Annotated in this window: 17 protein-coding genes; 8 read left to right on the forward strand and 9 right to left on the reverse strand. The window is 61.3% G+C overall.

The window, feature by feature from the left end:
* Nucleotides 1–57: 57 nt before the first annotated feature.
* Together J5M72_RS24255 and J5M72_RS24260 are read right to left on the reverse strand one after the other, a co-directional pair.
* Nucleotides 58–732: a methionine ABC transporter permease gene (locus J5M72_RS24255; RefSeq protein ID WP_065260662.1), complete on the reverse strand. Its 675-nt coding sequence runs from the start codon at nucleotides 730–732 to the stop codon at nucleotides 58–60.
* Nucleotides 732–1739, reverse strand: a complete 1008-nt coding sequence (locus J5M72_RS24260) for a methionine ABC transporter ATP-binding protein (RefSeq protein ID WP_169428261.1) — start codon at nucleotides 1737–1739, stop codon at nucleotides 732–734. Before J5M72_RS24260 ends, J5M72_RS24255 begins: the two co-directional genes overlap by 1 nt.
* Before the next feature lie 194 nt (nucleotides 1740–1933).
* Here J5M72_RS24260 and katE point away from each other — a divergent pair, with 194 nt between their 5' ends.
* On the forward strand, nucleotides 1934–4141 hold the full coding sequence (katE, locus tag J5M72_RS24265) for a catalase HPII (RefSeq protein WP_347709528.1): 2208 nt from the start codon (nucleotides 1934–1936) through the stop codon (nucleotides 4139–4141).
* Between the two features lie 92 nt (nucleotides 4142–4233).
* Here the strand turns inward: katE and J5M72_RS24270 are convergent, their stop codons facing one another.
* The 4 genes from J5M72_RS24270 to zur are packed head-to-tail and all read right to left on the reverse strand — an operon-like array spanning nucleotide 4234 to nucleotide 7033.
* The gene (locus tag J5M72_RS24270) at nucleotides 4234–4947 is read right to left on the reverse strand and encodes a PA5502 family lipoprotein (protein WP_207867331.1); all 714 of its coding nucleotides are present in this window, start codon (nucleotides 4945–4947) and stop codon (nucleotides 4234–4236) included.
* Between the two features lie 37 nt (nucleotides 4948–4984).
* Nucleotides 4985–5773, reverse strand: a complete 789-nt coding sequence (gene znuB, locus J5M72_RS24275; RefSeq protein ID WP_065260666.1) for a zinc ABC transporter permease subunit ZnuB — start codon at nucleotides 5771–5773, stop codon at nucleotides 4985–4987.
* On the reverse strand, nucleotides 5766–6551 hold the full coding sequence (gene znuC / locus J5M72_RS24280; protein WP_169428258.1) for a zinc ABC transporter ATP-binding protein ZnuC: 786 nt from the start codon (nucleotides 6549–6551) through the stop codon (nucleotides 5766–5768). The genes znuB and znuC overlap by 8 nt, the downstream gene beginning before the upstream one ends.
* Nucleotides 6551–7033, reverse strand: a complete 483-nt coding sequence (gene zur, locus J5M72_RS24285) for a zinc uptake transcriptional repressor Zur (protein ID WP_011331783.1) — start codon at nucleotides 7031–7033, stop codon at nucleotides 6551–6553. The genes znuC and zur overlap by 1 nt, the downstream gene beginning before the upstream one ends.
* A 66-nt stretch (nucleotides 7034–7099) precedes the next feature.
* Here zur and J5M72_RS24290 point away from each other — a divergent pair, with 66 nt between their 5' ends.
* Nucleotides 7100–8020: a zinc ABC transporter substrate-binding protein gene (locus J5M72_RS24290; protein ID WP_207867336.1), complete on the forward strand. Its 921-nt coding sequence runs from the start codon at nucleotides 7100–7102 to the stop codon at nucleotides 8018–8020.
* Nucleotides 8021–8061: 41 nt separating this feature from the next.
* Here J5M72_RS24290 and J5M72_RS24295 read toward each other — a convergent pair whose 3' ends face one another.
* A complete protein-coding gene (locus J5M72_RS24295) occupies nucleotides 8062–9015 on the reverse strand; it encodes a homoserine kinase (protein ID WP_207867339.1) in 954 nt (317 codons plus the stop codon).
* A 59-nt stretch (nucleotides 9016–9074) separates the two neighbouring features.
* Nucleotides 9075–9365 carry a DUF2782 domain-containing protein gene (locus J5M72_RS24300; protein ID WP_065260182.1) on the reverse strand — a complete coding sequence of 97 codons (291 nt, stop codon included), beginning with the start codon at nucleotides 9363–9365 and terminating at the stop codon, nucleotides 9075–9077.
* Between the two features lie 74 nt (nucleotides 9366–9439).
* Here J5M72_RS24300 and polA point away from each other — a divergent pair, with 74 nt between their 5' ends.
* Nucleotides 9440–12244 (forward strand): DNA polymerase I, encoded by a 2805-nt coding sequence (polA, locus tag J5M72_RS24305; protein WP_207867341.1) that lies wholly within the window; start codon nucleotides 9440–9442, stop codon nucleotides 12242–12244.
* A 284-nt stretch (nucleotides 12245–12528) separates the two neighbouring features.
* Here polA and yihA read toward each other — a convergent pair whose 3' ends face one another.
* Nucleotides 12529–13173 (reverse strand): ribosome biogenesis GTP-binding protein YihA/YsxC, encoded by a 645-nt coding sequence (yihA, locus tag J5M72_RS24310; RefSeq protein ID WP_169428254.1) that lies wholly within the window; start codon nucleotides 13171–13173, stop codon nucleotides 12529–12531.
* A gap of 191 nt (nucleotides 13174–13364) precedes the next feature.
* Here yihA and J5M72_RS24315 point away from each other — a divergent pair, with 191 nt between their 5' ends.
* The 5 genes from J5M72_RS24315 to J5M72_RS24335 all read left to right on the forward strand — a co-directional run bounded on the left by J5M72_RS24315 (nucleotide 13365) and on the right by J5M72_RS24335 (nucleotide 18148).
* A complete protein-coding gene (locus J5M72_RS24315; protein ID WP_085713044.1) occupies nucleotides 13365–13670 on the forward strand; it encodes a c-type cytochrome in 306 nt (101 codons plus the stop codon).
* A 32-nt stretch (nucleotides 13671–13702) separates the two neighbouring features.
* Nucleotides 13703–14314, forward strand: coding sequence for a c-type cytochrome (locus tag J5M72_RS24320; RefSeq protein ID WP_169428253.1), 612 nt, complete (start codon nucleotides 13703–13705; stop codon nucleotides 14312–14314).
* A 200-nt stretch (nucleotides 14315–14514) separates the two neighbouring features.
* Complete coding sequence (locus J5M72_RS24325) at nucleotides 14515–15156, forward strand: thiol:disulfide interchange protein DsbA/DsbL (protein WP_085713046.1); 642 nt, start codon at nucleotides 14515–14517, stop codon at nucleotides 15154–15156.
* Between the two features lie 14 nt (nucleotides 15157–15170).
* Nucleotides 15171–16049, forward strand: coding sequence for an endonuclease/exonuclease/phosphatase family protein (locus J5M72_RS24330; protein ID WP_169428252.1), 879 nt, complete (start codon nucleotides 15171–15173; stop codon nucleotides 16047–16049).
* Nucleotides 16046–18148 carry a GGDEF domain-containing protein gene (locus J5M72_RS24335; RefSeq protein WP_207867343.1) on the forward strand — a complete coding sequence of 701 codons (2103 nt, stop codon included), beginning with the start codon at nucleotides 16046–16048 and terminating at the stop codon, nucleotides 18146–18148. Before J5M72_RS24330 ends, J5M72_RS24335 begins: the two co-directional genes overlap by 4 nt.
* The last annotated feature ends 6 nt before the right edge of the window (nucleotides 18149–18154 follow it).

The following is an 18154-nucleotide window of genomic DNA, read 5'->3' on the forward strand; positions in this document are numbered from 1 at the left end:
TGCCCGTGTGGCACCTGCCAGCGAATGGCCGGCTCATTTTTTGATTACCAAACCGGGTTATTTGCGCGAGAAATGTACGACCAGTCGGTCGCCGACCATTTGCAGCACCTGCACCAGAATCAGCAGCAACACCACGGTCACGATCATCACGTCAGTCTGGAACCGCTGGTAACCGAAACGGATCGCCAGGTCACCCAGGCCACCGGCGCCGACCACACCGGCCATCGCCGTGTAGGAAACCAGTGTAATCGCCGTCACCGTAATCGCTGCGAAGATGCCCGGACGGGCCTCCGGCAGCAAGGCGTTCATGATGATCTGGCGAGTGGTCGCGCCCATCGACTGGGTCGCTTCGATGATGCCGCGATCGACTTCACGCAGGGCGGTTTCCACCAGCCGCGCGAAGAACGGCGTTGCACCCACCACCAGCGGCGGAATCGCACCGGCCACGCCCAGCGAGGTGCCGGTAATCAGCACGGTGAACGGGATCATCACGATCAACAGAATAATGAACGGCAGCGAACGCAGGATGTTCACCACCAGCGACAGCAGCGCGTACACGCCTTTGGCTTCGAGCAACTGACGCGGGCTGCAGAGGAACAGCAGCACGCCCAGCGGCAGGCCGAGCAACACGGTGAACAGCAGCGAACCGCCGAGCATCATCATGGTGTCGCCGGTGGCCAGCCAGATTTCGTACCAGTCGATATTGGTGAAGAAACTCATCAGGTCTGCCATTAGCGCAACACCTCCATGTGAACGTCAGCGGCAGTGAAACGGGCGAACGCCGCGTCCATGTCGCCACCGGTGACGGCGAGGGTCAATTGCCCGTAAGGAATGTCTTTGATGCGGTCGATACGACCGGCCAGGATGCTGTAGTCCACACCGGTTTCCCGGGCGACGGTACCCAGCAACGGCGCGTAGGTCGCTTCGCCCTGGAAGGTCAGACGCACGATGCGGCCCGGCACGTGAGCGAAGTCATCGCGCTGCTCGCTCTCGTCGATCTGCTCGTCTTCCTGAACGAAACGCTTGGTGGTCGGGTGCTTCGGATGCAGGAACACCTCGGCCACCGAACCTTGTTCGACGATCACGCCGGCGTCCATCACCGCCACCTGATCGCAGACACGGCGAATCACGTCCATCTCGTGAGTGATCAGGACGATGGTCAGTTTCAGCTCGCGGTTGATCTCGGCCAACAGTTGCAGGACCGACGCCGTGGTCTGCGGGTCGAGAGCGCTGGTGGCCTCATCGCACAGCAGGATTTTCGGCTTGGTCGCCAGGGCGCGGGCGATGCCGACACGCTGCTTCTGGCCGCCGGACAGCTGCGCCGGATACTTTTTGGCGTGATCGGACAGACCGACCCGCGCCAGCAACTCGGCCACACGCTGGTCGATCTCGGCGCGGGACAGTTCACCGGCCAGGGTCAGCGGCAGCGCGACGTTGTCGGCCACGGTCTTGGACGCCAGCAGGTTGAAGTGCTGGAAGATCATCCCGACCTGCTGGCGGAAACGGCGCAGGCCGTTGGCGTCCAGTGCGGTGACTTCTTCACCGTCGACAATGATCTTGCCGCCACTGGAATCTTCCAGGCGATTGATCAGACGCAGCAGGGTACTTTTCCCCGCGCCGGAATGGCCAATCAGGCCGAACACCTGACCGTTCTCGATGGAGAAGCTGGTCGGGTGCAGCGCGGTGATGTCCTTACCGGCGACGCGGTAAGTCTTATGGACGTTTTGAAACTCGATCACGTAGCGAACCTTGTGGGGCGCGTTGGAAAAGGATCAGCGGTTAGCCGGGCGCGCATTTTAGCCTGTCCGTATAGAGGTTCTTAGCATTTATTTCGCAATTAACCTTCGATTTGGCAATAACAGGACTAAAGGTCATAAAAAAGGAACGCCCAAAACCCTCGTCAGTCACTAGATAAGCGACTTGAAAACCCTGGGTGCCGTGCCCGGGAAACACTCAAGCGTCCCGGAGCTATCCCGGGACAGACAGGAGTTCACGACTGATGAGTACGAAAAAACCTGCCACAGACAAAAGCCAGATGGCCGGCACCGACACCCCGGATCGCGCCAACACCAACGCCAAACTCGACAGCCTGGAAAAATTCCGTTCCGACGCCACCGGCCAGGCCCTGCGCACCAATCAGGGCGTGAAGGTCGCGGACAACCAGAACACGCTCAAGGCCGGGCCTCGCGGACCGTCGCTGCTGGAAGACTTCATCATGCGTGAGAAAATCACGCACTTTGACCATGAGCGGATTCCCGAACGCATCGTCCATGCCCGCGGCACTGGCGCCCATGGGTTCTTTCAGAGCTACGAGAACCATTCGGCGCTGACCAAGGCCGGTTTCCTGCAGGATCCGGGGAAGAAAACCCCGGTGTTCGTACGTTTTTCCACAGTGCAGGGGCCTCGGGGATCCGGCGACACCGTACGTGACGTGCGCGGTTTTGCCGTGAAGTTCTTCACCGACGAAGGCAACTTCGATCTGGTCGGCAACAACATGCCGGTGTTCTTCATTCAGGACGCGATCAAGTTTCCCGACTTCGTTCACGCCGTAAAACCCGAACCGCACAACGAAATACCTACGGGCGGCTCGGCTCACGACACTTTCTGGGACTTCGTGTCGCTGGTGCCGGAATCGGCGCACATGGTCATCTGGGCCATGTCCGACCGGGCCATTCCGAAAAGCCTGCGCAGCATGCAGGGCTTTGGCGTGCACACCTTCCGGCTGATCAACGCCGAGGGCAAATCGCGCTTCGTCAAATTCCACTGGCGCCCTACCGCCGGGACCTGTTCGCTGGTGTGGGACGAGGCGCAAAAACTTGCGGGCAAAGACACCGACTACCATCGGCGCGATCTGTGGGAAGCCATCGAAATGGGTGACTACCCGGAATGGGAACTTGGCGTACAGGTCATCGAGGAGGAAAACGAGCACGACTTCGATTTCGACATTCTCGACCCGACCAAACTGATCCCCGAGGAAATCGTGCCTATCACGCCGCTGGGCAAGATGACCCTCAACCGCAACCCGGACAACTTCTTCGCCGAGACCGAGCAGGTCGCGTTCTGCCCCGGCCATATCGTACCGGGCATCGACTTCTCCAATGACCCGCTGCTGCAAGGCCGGCTGTTTTCCTACACCGACACGCAGATCAGCCGACTCGGCGGGCCGAACTTTCATGAGTTGCCGATCAATCGCCCGGTGGCACCGTTCCACAACGGCCAGCGCGATGCCCAGCACCGCACGGTGATCGACAAGGGCCGCGCCTCTTATGAACCCAACTCCATTGATGGCGGCTGGCCGAAAGAAACTCCGCCGGCTGCACAGGACGGCGGGTTCGAGAGCTACCCGGAACGCATCGACGCCAACAAGATCCGCCAGCGCAGCGAGTCGTTCAGCGATCATTTCTCACAGGCGCGACTGTTCTTCAAGAGCATGAGCAAGCACGAGCAGGAACACATCATCTCGGCCTACAGCTTCGAGCTGGGCAAGGTTGAGCGGGAACACATTCGTGTGCGGGAGGTGAACGAGATTCTGGCCAATATCGATCTGGAACTGGCCAAGCGTGTGGCTGCGAATCTTGGTCTTCCGGCGCCAGCCAAAGGCACGGTCGAGGTGCGCAAAACATCTTTGGATCACTCACCGTCCCTGAGCCAGGCCAACCTGTTGCCGGAGAATATCAAGACGCGAAAAGTGGCGATTCTGGCGGCAAACGGCGTCGATGGTGCCGCAATTGATGCAATGAAGAAGGCTCTGGCGGCAGAAGGTGCACACGCCAAGCTGCTCGGCCCGACTTCGGCGCCGGTGAAGACCGCCGATGGCAAAAGCCTGGCAGTGGATGCGTCGATGGAAGGTTTGCCGTCGGTGGCGTTCGATGCGGTGTTCGTGCCGGGTGGCGCGGCGTCGGTCAAGGCATTGAGCGGTGACGGCGTGGCGTTGCATTACCTGCTGGAGGCGTACAAACACCTGAAGGCGATTGCGCTGCATGGCGAGGCCAAACAGTTGCTGGACGTGCTGAAGCTGGAGGCGGATGCCGGATTGCTAGAAGGCAAGGATGTTGGCGCGCTGACCAAGCCATTCTTTGCGGCGATCGGGCAGCATCGGGTTTGGGATCGTGAGGCGAAGGCCAAGGCGATTCCGGCTTGATAGTTTTGTAATGTCTGAAATAGTCATCGCGAGCAGGCTCGCTCCCACAGGAATCACGTTGTACCTGTGGGAGCGAGCCTGCTCGCGATTTCTTATGGCTTGCGAGGACTCAAGACCACTTGAGCGGGAATGCTGCGCAGGATCTGTTTTTCGATCTTCAGATCGAAATCCGGATCGAGCTTCTTCACGCGCTTGGTGATCAACGTCGCCAGCCACGGGTAATCATTGGTACGGGGGGCCTGAATGGTCACCGCACAGTCGTAATTCACCACATCGGCGGCGATCGCATCGAGTTGACGGCGAAGTTTGCGGCTATCGTTGATATTCAGCGCAACCGTGGTGCTCTCGGCGGTCGGATCGATCACCTTGGCCTTCGGCTTGGCTTCGGCGGCCTGGAGCGCTGCCTCGGCTTTCTCCAGCTCAGCCTTGCGCGCCTGGGTGATGGCGCCATTGACGCCACCGGTCAGCGCCGGGGCCTTGGGCATCAGCGCGCGGGCGCGGGCCAAAGCGGTTGCGGCAGCGTTCACATCGCCCTTCTGCAGGACAATCTGGCTGCGGCGCAGATAGGCTTCGGCCAACTGACGCTGGTATTGCTCAAGGGACTGATCGTTGGGTGTTTCGGCCTGCAAGGCTGCCAACTGGTCCTCGGCAGTGGCCAGTTCGCTGCTGGCCAGGCTTTGCTCCAGCTGTGCGATGGCCGTGGCCCGCGCATCGGGGGCTTCGGCCACCGGCGGCGTGCTTTGGCAGGCGCCCAGCAGCACTGAAAATGCGACAAGGAGCAGATAACGGGAGGCGAACGGCTTCATTCCTGCGACTCTCTATTTGCGCAAAAAACGAGCAAGTCTACACCCCTCGACGGGGCAGAACAAAACTCAGCAGAAACAGTGCGGCCGCCGTCACAACGATTGACGGGCCGGCCGGGGTGTCCTTGAACCAGGACAGTGCCAGCCCGCCACACACGGCAAGCATGCCCAGCAGGCTCGCGCCCAGTGCCATCTGCTCCGGCGAACGGGCGTGACGTTGTGCCGCAGCCGCCGGGATGATCAACAGCGACGTAATCAGCAACACACCGACGATTTTCATCGCCACGGCGATCACCACCGCAATCAACAGCATCAGCGCCATGCGCAGACCCGCCACCGGCAGGCCTTCGACCCGGGCCAGTTCTTCGTGCACAGTGATCGCCAACAACGGGCGCCACAGCGTCACCAGCAACACCAGCACCGCCGCGCTGCCGCCGAGGATCCACGCCAGATCGGTCGGGCTGATCGCCAGCAGGTCGCCGAACAGATAGGCCATCAGGTCGATCCGCACTTCATGCATGAAGCTTAGTACCACCAGGCCGAGAGAGAGCGTGCTCGGTGCAAGAATGCCCAACAGCGTGTCGGAGGCCAGCGGCTGGCGCTGTTGCAGAGTCACCAGCAAAACCGCCAGCAACAGGCAGCCCACGGTGACCGCCACGGTCGGGCTGACATCCAGCAGAAAGCCCAGCGCCACACCCAGCAGCGCGGCGTGGGACAGGGTGTCACCGAAATAGGCCATGCGCCGCCAGACCACGAACGAGCCAAGCGGCCCCGCGACCACCGCCAGCGCCAGACCCGCAAGCAGGGCGTAAAACAGAAAATCAGCCATGCTTGCAGCTATCTCCGTGAACGTGAGGTTGGCCCGTCAAAGGCCCTTTGACCACTGAACCGTGCAGGTCGTGGGCGTGGTCGTGATGGTGGTGATAGACCGCCAGGCTCGGTGCGTGATTGCCGAACAGCTCGACGAAAGCGGGGTCGCCACTGACCTGCTCGGGATGCCCGGAGCAGCAGACGTGACGGTTGAGGCACACCACCTGATCTGTGGTGCTCATCACCAGATGCAAATCGTGCGACACCATCAACACCCCGCAACCGTGGCGGTCGCGCAGGCGAGTGATCAGGCTGTACAGCTCGGCCTGGCCGGCCACATCGACGCCCTGCACCGGCTCGTCGAGCACCAACAGTTCCGGCTCGCGAAGCAGTGCCCGAGCCAGCAGCACGCGCTGCATTTCACCGCCCGACACGCTTTGCACCGGGCTGTCGATGACGTGTTCGGCGCCGACTTCCTTGAGCGCCGCCAATGCACGCGGGCGATCGACGCCCGGCACCAGACGCAGGAAACGCAGCACTGAAAGCGGCAAGGTCGGATCGACATGAAGCTTTTGCGGCATGTAACCGACGCGCAGTTTCGGCTTGCGCCAGACGCTGCCGCTGTCGGGTTTCAGCAACCCGAGCACGGCGCGCACCAGCGTGGTCTTGCCGGCACCGTTGGGGCCGATCAGGGTGACGATCTGCCCCGGCTCGACGCTCAGGTGAATGTTGTCCAGCACGTTTTGCCCGGCAAACCGGACAGCCACCTGCTCCAGACGGATCAACGCATCGCTCATCAAGCCCCCCGGCAACCGGAGCAGAGGCCGACCACTTCGACGGTCTGGGCTTCGACGATGAAGCCGACGTCCTTGGCGCTGTGGACGATCGCGTCGCTGATGGTTTTTTGTTCAAGTTCGATAGCGGCGTGGCACTCGCGGCAGATCAGGAACTGGCCCTGGTGCGAATGTTTCGGGTGTACACAACCGACGAAAGCGTTCAGCGAAGAGATGCGGTGCACCAGGCCGTTTTCCAGCAGGAAATCCAGCGCGCGGTACACGGTCGGCGGCGCGGCGCGGCGGCCGTCCTGCTCGCTGAGCACCGCCAGAATGTCGTAGGCACCCAGCGGCTTGTGGCTCTGCCAGACCAGCTCAAGCACCCGCCGACGCAATGCGGTCAGGCGCAGGCCTTTCTGTGCACACAAGGCATCGGCCTCGGACAGGGCGCTGTGGACGCAATGGGAGTGGTCGTGGGGACGGCTGGCAATCGGGGTAATAGGCATGAGCGGCGACGAGTTTGGTTAGAGACGTTATTATGTTACCCGTTCTCGCCTCCATGAGTGGTCATCGTGTCCCGACTTTTTTCTGTTTTTGTGGCATTTGTCGCCAGTTTTCTGCTGATCGGTTCGGCTCAGGCCGAAGTCAGAGTCCTCACCAGCATCAAGCCACTGCAACTGATTGCCGCTGCGGTGCAGGACGGCGTGGCGATTCCGGAAGTGCTGCTGCCGCCGGGGGCCTCGCCGCATAACTACGCGTTGCGCCCGTCCGATGTGCGCAAGGTGCAATCGGTTGACCTGCTGTACTGGATCGGCCCGGACATGGAAGGTTTCCTGCCTCGCGTGCTGAACGGTCGTACGTTGCCGAGCGTCGCCGTGCAGGACCTGCCGGGCATGAAGCTGCGCCGCTTCGCCGAAGACAGCCACTCCCACGCCGAAGACGCCGACGAACATGATCACGATCACCGCCCAGGTACTCTCGATGCGCATTTGTGGCTATCGCCAGTGAACGCGCGGGTGATTGCCGACAAAATGGCTGCTGACCTGAGCGCCGCCGACCCGGCCAACGCCGAGCGCTATCAGCACAACGCCAAAGCGTTCGACGAGCGTCTGGATGCACTGGATCAGCGTTTGAAGAAACGTCTGGCCGGTATTGAAGGCAAACCCTACTTCGTCTTCCACGAAGCCTTCGACTACTTCGAAGATGCCTACGGCTTGAAACACACCGGCGTGTTCAGTGTCGCGGCGGAAGTGCAACCGGGCGCCCAGCATGTCGCGGCAATGCGCGCGCGATTGCAGGAAGTCGGCAAGACCTGCGTGTTCAGTGAGCCACCGCTGCGCCCACGCCTGGCCGAAACCCTGGTGGCGGGCCTGCCGGTGAAACTGGCGGAATTGGATGCGCTGGGCGGTTACACACCAGCGACGGCTCAGGGTTACGAGCAAGTGCTGGAGAAGCTGGGGAATGATCTGGCGGGTTGTCTCGAATCGCTCTGATACAAAAAAACCGCAGCCTGCGCAGGCTGCAGTTTTTTCTTTTACAGGGCGAAAGGTAGCGGTGTGCTGACCTGCTGACGCTGCGCCAGCCGCTGCTCGAACTCTTTCGGATCGTGAATCAGCACGTCCTGCCCGGCGAACGATTCCGCCGCGATCAACCGCGACAGCCAGAACCGCACGCACGCCACTCGCAGCATGGTCGGCCATAGCTCAGCCTCAGCCGCCGTGAACGGACGCAGTGCCGCGTAGGCACCGAGGAAGGCCCGAGCACGCGGGCCGTCGATCAGTCCGTCATCGTCCGAACACCAGTCGTTCAAGGCAATCGCCACGTCATAAAGCATCGGCCCGGAGCAGGCGTTGTAGAAGTCGATCAGCCCGGTCAGGTGCGTGCCTTCGAACATCGCATTGTCGCGGAACAGGTCAGCGTGGATGTTTGCCCGGGGCAGCGCGAGAATTTTCTCTTTCTGTTGGGTGATTTCGTCCAGCGCGCTTTGCAGCAGCGCGCGCGGTTCATCGCTCAGGTGCGAGAGAAACTGCGTGCCCTCTTCCAGCATCCAGTCCAGGCCACGATCGGTCTTGCGCTTGATCATCTGGTCACCCTGGGTCGCCAGGTGCAGGTGGGCCTGCAAGTCACCGACCTGCGCGCAATGCTGGGCATTGGCCTGCTTGATGTGTTTGCCCGCCAGGCGCGGTTGCAGCAGTGCCGGCTTGCCTTTCAGCTCGCGCAGGGCCACGCCGTCGGTGGTGCGCAGCGCGTAGGGCACCGGCAGATCGGCTTGGTGCAGGACGTCGAGCAGGTCGATGAAGAACGGCATTTCCTGCACCGGGCCACGCTCGACCAGGGTCAGGACGAACTCGCCCTTTTCCATGCTGATGAAGAAGTTGGTGTTTTCGCTGCCGGCGGCGATCCCCTGGAAATCGAGCAGACGGCCGAGCCCGTATGGGGCGAGAAAAGTTTCCAGCTCAGGCCGAGCCAGGGGGGTGAAGACAGACATGGTTAAAACTGCTCAGTTCTGGCGCCGCCATCAAGCCGGCGCCGGTTGAAATTAAGAAACTACTTCCACTCGAAAATCTTCCACGCGGGGATCAGCATATCCGGCTGGTCCGAGCGGATGAAGTTTGCATCAGTACCGTCCGCACGCACCAGAAAATAGGGCGGGAAACCCTTCTGGGTAACTTTGATCGCGTACAGGAAACCGTTCTGCCGGTACTCCTGGATGGTCTTGTCACCCTCGGTGCGGATGGTGACTTCCGGCTCCGCTGACGGCGCATCATCCGCCGCGATCGCAGGCAACGGTGAGACAGCAATCAAACTGACCAGCAGCAAGCGATTTAACGTACGCATGATAACCTTGTCCCTTTGTCGTCAACGGTCCCGCTATTCTAGCGCCGGACCCGCCGAAAAGGTTGATCCTGCTCATGAGCCAAGCCCCCCTCGTCCTGGTGGACGGTTCGTCTTACCTGTACCGCGCCTTTCACGCGCTGCCACCGCTGACCACGTCCAAAGGCCTGCCGACCGGTGCGGTCAAGGGCGTGCTGAACATGCTCAAGAGCCTGCGCAAACAATATCCGGACAGCCCGTTCGCCGTGGTATTCGACGCCAAGGGCGGGACATTTCGCGATGAGATGTACGCCGAATACAAGGCCAACCGCCCGAGCATGCCCGACGACATGCGCCTGCAGATCGAGCCGCTGCACCAGAGCGTCAAAGCTCTGGGCTTCCCGCTGCTGTGCGTCGAAGGCGTCGAGGCCGATGACGTGATCGGCACGCTGGCCCGCAGCAGCGCCGCTGCCGATCGCCCGGTGATCATCTCCACCGGCGACAAGGACATGGCGCAACTGGTCGACGGCCACATTACCTTGGTCAACACCATGTCCGGTAGTTCGATGGATGTGGAAGGCGTGAAGGAGAAATTCGGCGTCGCTCCGGAGCAGATCATCGATTATCTGGCCCTGATGGGCGATTCTTCCGACAACATCCCTGGCGTTCCGGGCATCGGCCCGAAAACCGCGTCCGGCCTGCTGGTGGGCGTCAACGGCGGCCTGACCGAGCTGTATGCGCAACTCGACATTGTGCCGACCCTGCCGATTCGCGGCGCCAAGACCCTGCCGGCCAAGCTCGAAGAGCACAAGGAGATGGCATTCCTCTCCTATCAACTGGCGACCATCAAGGTCGACGTGCCGCTGGACATCGGCCTCGACGACCTGCAAATGGGCCCGGAAGATCCGGCCAAGCTGCTTGAGCTTTACACCCTGCTGGAGTTCAAGAGCTGGATCAACGATCTGGAGCGCGACGCCAAGCGTCTGGAGCTGAGCAGCGCTGTCGCGCCTGAACCGGCCGGCGATCTGTTCAGCGCGCCTGCGCAAGAAGCGCCTGCCGCTCCGGCTGAAGCCGCGTACGAGACCATCCTCGATCAGGCGCGCTTCGACGTCTGGCTGGAAAAACTGAAGAACGCCAAGCTGTTTGCCTTCGACACCGAAACCACCGGCATCGACGCGCAACAGGCGCAACTGGTCGGTCTGTCCTTCGCGGTACAGGCCAAAGAAGCGGCGTACATCCCACTGACCCACTCCTACATCGGCGTGCCGGAGCAGCTGGATCGCGACACCGTGCTGCGCGCGCTCAAGCCGATCCTTGAAGACCCGAACAAGCTCAAGGTCGGCCAGCACGCCAAGTTCGACATGAACATCCTGGCCAATTGCGCCATCGGCGGTGATCCGAATGAAGGCATCACCGTACGCGGAATTGCCTTCGACACGATGCTTGAGTCCTATGTGCTCAACTCCACCGCCACCCGTCACGACATGGACAGCCTGGCGCAGAAGTACCTGGATCACACCACCGTGAGCTTTCAGGACATCGCCGGCAAAGGCGCCAAGCAGCTGACCTTCGACCAGATCGCCCTGGAACAGGCCGGGCCGTATGCCGCCGAAGATGCCGACGTGACCCTGCGCCTGCACCAGACCCTGTTCGAAAAGCTCAGCGCCATCCCGAGCCTGGCCAGCGTGCTGACAGACATCGAGATCCCGCTGGTGCCGGTGCTCGCTCGCATCGAGCGCCAGGGCGCGTTCGTCGACGCTGAACTGCTCGGCATCCAGAGTATCGAGCTGGGCAACAAAATGGTCGCGCTGGAGCGTGAAGCCTTCGAGATCGCCGGTGAAGAATTCAACCTCGGCTCGCCAAAGCAACTGGGCGTGATCCTCTACGAGAAACTCGGCCTGCCGGTGCTGAAGAAGACCGCCAAGGGCCAGCCATCCACCGCCGAAGAAGTGCTGGCGAAACTGGCCGAGGACGATCACCGCTTGCCGAAAGTGCTGATGGAACACCGTTCCATGAGCAAGCTGAAGAGCACCTACACCGATCGCCTGCCGGAGCAAATCAACCCGCGTACCGGGCGTATCCACACCTCATACCATCAGGCCGTCGCGTCGACCGGTCGCCTGTCGTCGAGCGATCCGAACCTGCAGAACATTCCGGTGCGCACCGCTGAAGGCCGACGCATCCGCCAGGCGTTCATTGCACCGAAAGGCTACAAGCTGCTGGCGGCGGACTACTCGCAGATCGAACTGCGGATCATGGCCCACCTGTCCCGCGACGAAGGCTTGATGAACGCCTTCCGCAACAATCTGGACGTACACACCGCCACCGCCGCCGAAGTGTTCAAGGTCGAGCTGAACGAAGTGTCCTCCGACCAGCGCCGTGGCGCCAAGGCGATCAACTTCGGCCTGATCTACGGCATGGGCGCGCAGAAGCTCGGCAAGGACATCGGCGTCGACACCAAGACCGCCAAGGCCTACATCGACACCTACTTCGCGCGCTACCCGGGCGTTCGTGAATACATGGATCGCACCCGCGCCCAGGCAGCCGATCAAGGCTACGTGGAAACAATCTTCGGCCGCCGTCTGTACCTGCCGGACATCCACTCCAACAAGCCGCAGGAACGCGCTGCCGCTGAACGCACGGCGATCAACGCGCCGATGCAGGGCACCGCAGCGGACATCATCAAAAAAGCCATGGTGGCGGTGGATAACTGGCTGACTGCGTCGGGGCTGGACGCCAAAGTCATTCTGCAGGTGCACGACGAACTGGTGCTGGAGGTTCGCGAGGATCTGGTCGATCAGGTTCGCGACGAAATTCGCGTGCACATGAGCGAAGCGGCGAAACTGGACGTGCCATTGCTGGTGGAAGTCGGGGTTGGCAACAACTGGGACGAGGCGCACTGAGGCCTCTGGGACCGGATTTTGCCGCGACATGACGTCGCGGCAAAGGCATCGGAAGGGGTTTAGTTCTGATCGCTCTTGGGCTTATTCCAAAGTTTTTTGAAAAGAATCTGAACTAATCTTGCGACAGGCCACTCAGAGATACTGAATGGCTGGTGAAGCCCTTCGATGCTCCTATGTTGTGTTAAGTGTTGGCAGATATCTGAACCCCGCCCTAGCGGTTCGGAACTTGAACCCCGGAACTTCTCCCTCCCCATATGAAGTCCGGGGCTTTTTTTGCCTGCGATTTACTCGGCAGGCAACTCAGAGCCCTTATCCGCCAGTTCCATCCAGCCTGCCAGTTTGGTGTAAGCCTCTTCCAGGCCCATGCGTTTTGGTGCGGAGAACAGCTGGATTGTCACCAGGTCGCCCCACCCCTTACGGATTTCCGACTGCACCTTGAGCAGCGTGTTCTTGGCTGCGCCGTAGGTCAGCTTGTCAGCCTTGGTCAGCAGAATGTGCATCGGCATACCGGCCGCAACCGCCCAATCGAGCATCAGCAGGTCGAAGTCGGTCATTGGATGACGGATGTCCATCATCAGAATCAGCCCCTTCAAACTCTCGCGGCCACCGAGGTAAGCCTCGAGGTGACGCTGCCAGTGTTGCTTGAGCGGGATCGGTACTTTTGCATAACCATAGCCCGGCAGGTCGACCAGACGCCGTTCATCGTCTAGCTTGAAGAAGTTCAATAGCTGTGTGCGACCCGGGGTTTTCGAGGTGCGCGCCAGGCTGGCGTGAGTCAAAGTGTTCAGCGCGCTGGATTTACCGGCGTTGGAACGACCGGCGAACGCCACTTCGAAGCCTTCGTCGTCGGGGCACTGATCGACTTTGGCGGCACTGAGCATGAACGTGGACTGTTGGCACAGGCCGAGGATGGGATTCTTGAGTTGCATGGGATTTCCGATGTGGGCGGCGCCGGGATTGGGCGCGGAACGCGGTGTCGCTTCCGTTTCAGTGACGCCAGTATATAATGCCGCAGATTTTGTGTGTGCTTTGTCCCAGCGAAGGATGAAGTTCACGAGAGCGACAGACTTGGATTGCGCAACAGAACGCAGATCGCTCTCAACCCTGAAAAGGTCGTTTTATGACGAAATGGCTGCTGGCTGCCGGAGTTCTGATGCCGCTTTACAGCGCACAGGCTACACAGGATCCGGAAGCCGTGTACAACCGTGTTTGTGGTGCCTGTCATTCCGGCCAACTACCCATGGCGCCCAGAAGAGGCGATCAGGAAGCTTGGACGCCGAGGTTGGCGAAAGGTATGGAGACGCTGGTGCAACACGTGACCCAGGGTTTCAAGGCGATGCCGCCGCGTGGTTTGTGCATGGACTGCAGTGCCGAGGATTACCAGGCCATCATCCTTTGGATGAGCGGAAGTAAACCCGGTCCATAACTCTTAACCCTTAGCCGTAGTTGGATTAGCTGATGAACAAACTGATCGTGAGTCTGCTGTTGACCGTGGGAATCTCAGGCTTCGCCCATGCTGCAGGCGATGCCGCCGCAGGCCAGGCGAAAGCGGCCGTATGCGGGGCTTGCCATGGCCCGGATGGCAACAGCATGGCGCCAAACTTTCCAAAACTGGCCGGACAGGGTGAACGCTACCTGACCAAGCAGCTGCACGACATCAAGTCGGGCAAGCGCACCGTTCTGGAAATGACCGGGCTGCTGACCAATCTTAGCGATCAGGACCTCTCTGACATCGCCGCCTATTTCGCCAGCCAGAAAGGCAGCGTCGGCGCCGCCGATCCGAAGATCGTCGCTCGCGGTGAAGCGCTGTTCCGTGGCGGAAACCTGGAAAAAGGCCTGCCCGCCTGCACCGGTTGCCACTCGCCGAACGGCGCGGGCAATGCCGCCGCCGGCTTCCCGCACCTGGGTGGCCAGCACGCTCAATACATCGCCAAGCAGCTGACCGATTTCCGCAAGGAAGAGGCCGGTCGCAGCAACGACGGCGATGCCATGACTATGCGCACCATAGCTCGCAAGCTGAGCGACGAGGACATCGCGGCGGTCTCCAGCTACATTCAAGGCCTGCACTAAGACGCGCGATTCGAGGGTTGCGTGCGATGGCCCACGCCTGCCACGTTAACGCTCGATTAATCCGTTGCATGAAGTATAAAAAGGGTGGCTTTGGCCGCCCTTTTTTGTGGCCGCTGCCGTTACACTACAGAACTCATGCCCGCCAGGATCTGTCTGAAAACAGGTCGCGCGAGGCGACCAAAATTGTCCAGGAGTAAAGCATGCGTAATCTGATCATCAGCGCCGCCCTCGTCGCTGCCAGCCTGTTCGGCGTGACCGCCCAGGCCGCCGAAGCCCCTGCTGCCCCTTACGTCGAACTGAGCAACCCGGTACCGGTTGCCGTGCCTGGCAAGATCGAAGTGGTGGAGCTGTTCTGGTACGGCTGCCCGCACTGCTACGCGTTCGAGCCGGTGATCAATCCGTGGGTTGAAAAACTGCCTTCCGACGTCAACTTCGTACGCATCCCTGCCATGTTCGGCGGCCCGTGGGACGCTCACGGTCAGATGTTCCTGACCCTGGAAGCCATGGGTGTCGAGCACAGCGTTCACGCTGCCGTGTTCAACGCGATCCAGAAAGAACACAAGAAGCTGACGGACAAGAACGACATGGCCGACTTCCTCGCCACCCAGGGCGTGGACAAGGACAAGTTCCTGGCCACTTTCGACTCCTTCGCCATCAAGGGCCAGATCGTCAAGGCTCGTGAACTGGCCAAGAAATATGAAATCTCCGGCGTTCCAACCATGATCGTCAACGGCAAGTACCGCTTCGACATCGGCTCTGCCGGCGGCGCCGAAGAAGCACTGAAACTGGCTGACCAGCTGGTTGCCAAAGAGCGAGCGGCCAACAAGGCAGCCGCCAACTAAGCGCGGCTGTCGCCATGCGCCGCTGGGGAACCGAACGTCTCGTCGGCCTGCATGATCCGCAGGTCAACGAGCATCACCTGGAATCCACGGGCCTGCCCGCAGACAGCCGTTTGCGCTTGCTCAGCTTCAATATCCAGGTCGGCATCAGTACCGAGCGTTATCGGCACTACCTGACTCGCAGCTGGCAGCATCTGCTGCCGCACCCCGGCCGTTCCGGCAATCTGCAGAAGATCGGCAATCTGCTCGGCGACTTCGATCTGGTCGCCCTGCAGGAAGCCGATGGCGGCAGCCTGCGTTCAGGCTACGTCAATCAGGTCGAACATCTGGCTCAGCTCGGCGCCTTCCCCTACTGGTACCAACAACTCAATCGCAACCTCGGCCGACTGGCTCAGCACAGCAACGGTGTGCTCAGCCGTCTGCGTCCGTGGGCGATCGAAGACCATCCGCTGCCGGGACCGAAAGGTCGCGGGGCGATTCTGGTGCGCTTCGGCGAAGGTCCCGAGGCACTGGTGGTGGTGATGATGCACCTGGCGCTCGGCGCCCGGGTACGCACCCTGCAACTGGCCTATATCCGCGAGCTGATCGGCGGCTACAAGCATCAGGTGCTGATGGGTGACATGAACACCCATGCCAGCGACCTGCTGCAGCACTCGCCCTTGCGCGACCTCGGCCTGCTGGCTCCGCAACTCGAAGCGACATTCCCCAGCTGGCGCCCGCAGCGTTGCCTGGACCATATTCTGCTCAGCCCGACCCTGACCCTGGAAAAGGTCGAAGTGCTGGCCCAACCGATTTCCGATCACCTGCCCGTCGCGGTAGAGATTCGTCTGCCGGGTTCGCTCACGGCCGATGCATTGCCCGCGTTGAGTCCTGCCCCTCGCGGAACGCCTGAATGAGCGACGAAGCCCAGCGCTGGAAAGAGAAATACCTCAAAAGCATCGAACAACAGGAAAAGCTCGAACGTCGATGGGACGCCCGGCTCGACCTGCTGCGCCGCGGCCTGGTGCGTAGCACTCTCGCGGCGGAAGGCACCGACCGCGTGGTCGACCAATGCATGAAGGAAATGCGCGACGTGGTGCGCACCGACGACATGGATGCCAGACTCGCCGCCCTGTTGCCGCGTCTTGAAAAAGCCGTGCTCGACTCCGAGCAACGCCGTGAAACCCGGATCGAGCAGGTCAGCACCGCCCTGAACTCGCTGGTGGCTCAGCTGCAATCGCTTCCCCTGCCCCGGGATGTCGCTCAGCCACTGAAGAAATTCGCCAAGCAGCTTGATGGCCGGGTCAGCCAGGCGCGGGAAATGCCGCTGCTGCTCAGCGAGCTCAGCGGTTTGCAGGGCAAGGCATTGAGCCAACTGGAGACGCCGGCGGAACCGGGACGTCCGGGATTGTTGCAGCGCCTGTTCGGCAGCCGCGACAGCGAGGAAGCGCCCGCACCTGCGGCTCAGCCTGTCGTGAAGTCTCCAGCCGCTCAGCCAGCGCAACCACCCGCTGCGCCTGAAAGCGCGCCAATGCCAGAAGCGCCTGTCGCAATCGCCGAACCGGCAGCCATCGCCACTGTCAGCGAAGCACCGGTCGCCATACCTCTTGTCGCACCAACGCAGGCTTCAGCACCCGCACCACTATCAACACCAGAGCATGTTGCAGAGCCGGAAGTGGTGGCCTTCGAGCCGGTCCGGATCCCTCCAGAAGTCGTTACCACTCCCGGCGAACCGGAACCAGCCGGGCCGGAATCAGAGCCGCCAACCTTCGCGCCGCCTCCGGTCTTCACTCCGTCGGCACCAACGGCCATCAATCCTGACGAACTGATCCACCCCGGCGACAACCCGCCCCCGGTTTTCCTCGACAGCCTGCCCCTGCCCGAGCCCATCGCGCAGGCCCTCGCGGCCATCGATCCGGAGCAGTCCGAGCATGACATTCTCTACGCCCTGCCAGACTCACCCGAACCCTCCTACAGCTCGGTGGCCAAGCACATCGAAGACACGCTGATCGGGCTGCTGGATGACCTGACCCTGCCGGAGCGTCACCGCCCGCAAGCCGAAGCCATGCGTGACCGGCTGAAAAATGGCTTGAACTGGTACGAATTGCTGCCGATCCTCGACGATCTGGCGACGTTGATGCTGGCCATCACCGATAGCGGCCAGCACGAATTCGAGGCGTATCTGCAGCAGCTCAACGAACGCCTCGAAGCGTTCCAGAGCAACCTGCAGGCCGCCAGCGAAGGTCACGCCGACAACAGCTCTGCGGCGCGAGCGATGGACACCCAGATCCGTGAACAGGTCGACGGTCTGCAGAACAGCGTGCAGGAAGCGGCGGACCTGGACGACCTCAAGCAGGTATTGGAAAACCACCTCGAAGGCCTGCTCGGCACGATGGACCAGCATCAGAAACAGCGCGACGCCCGTGAACAGGAAGTGGCTGGCCGCTTGAAAAGCCTCGCCGAACGCGTGGCGCATATGGAGCAGGAAGCCCTCGGCTACCGCGAACACCTTGAAGAGCAACGCCAGAAAGCCCTGATCGATCCGCTTACCGGGCTGCCCAACCGCGCCGCCTGGGGCGAACGGCTCGACCACGAAATCGCCCAATGGCAGCAGCATGGCAATACCCTGAGCCTGGCCATGCTCGACCTTGATCACTTCAAACGGATCAACGACAGCTACGGGCACCTGGCCGGCGACAAGGTGTTGAAGATCATCGCCACAGTGCTGCGCAAGCGCCTGCGTGACAGCGATTTCATTGCCCGGTTCGGTGGCGAGGAGTTCGTCCTGCTCCTGCCGGCCACCCCGCCGGCCGTCGGTGCCAAACTGCTGGAAACCCTGCGCGCCGCCATCGAGGCCTGCCCGTTTCACTTCAAGGGCGAGCGGGTGACGATCACCATTTCAATGGGACTGGCAGCGTTCAGGCCAGGAGAACACAGCGATCTTGTACTCAAAAGAGCCGATCAGGCACTGTACCGGGCAAAGAATGCAGGACGTAACCGGGTGGAGCTGGGCTGAAGACAA

Source organism: Pseudomonas sp. 58(2021) (assembly GCF_017491585.1).
Taxonomy (GTDB): domain Bacteria; phylum Pseudomonadota; class Gammaproteobacteria; order Pseudomonadales; family Pseudomonadaceae; genus Aquipseudomonas; species Aquipseudomonas fluorescens_BT.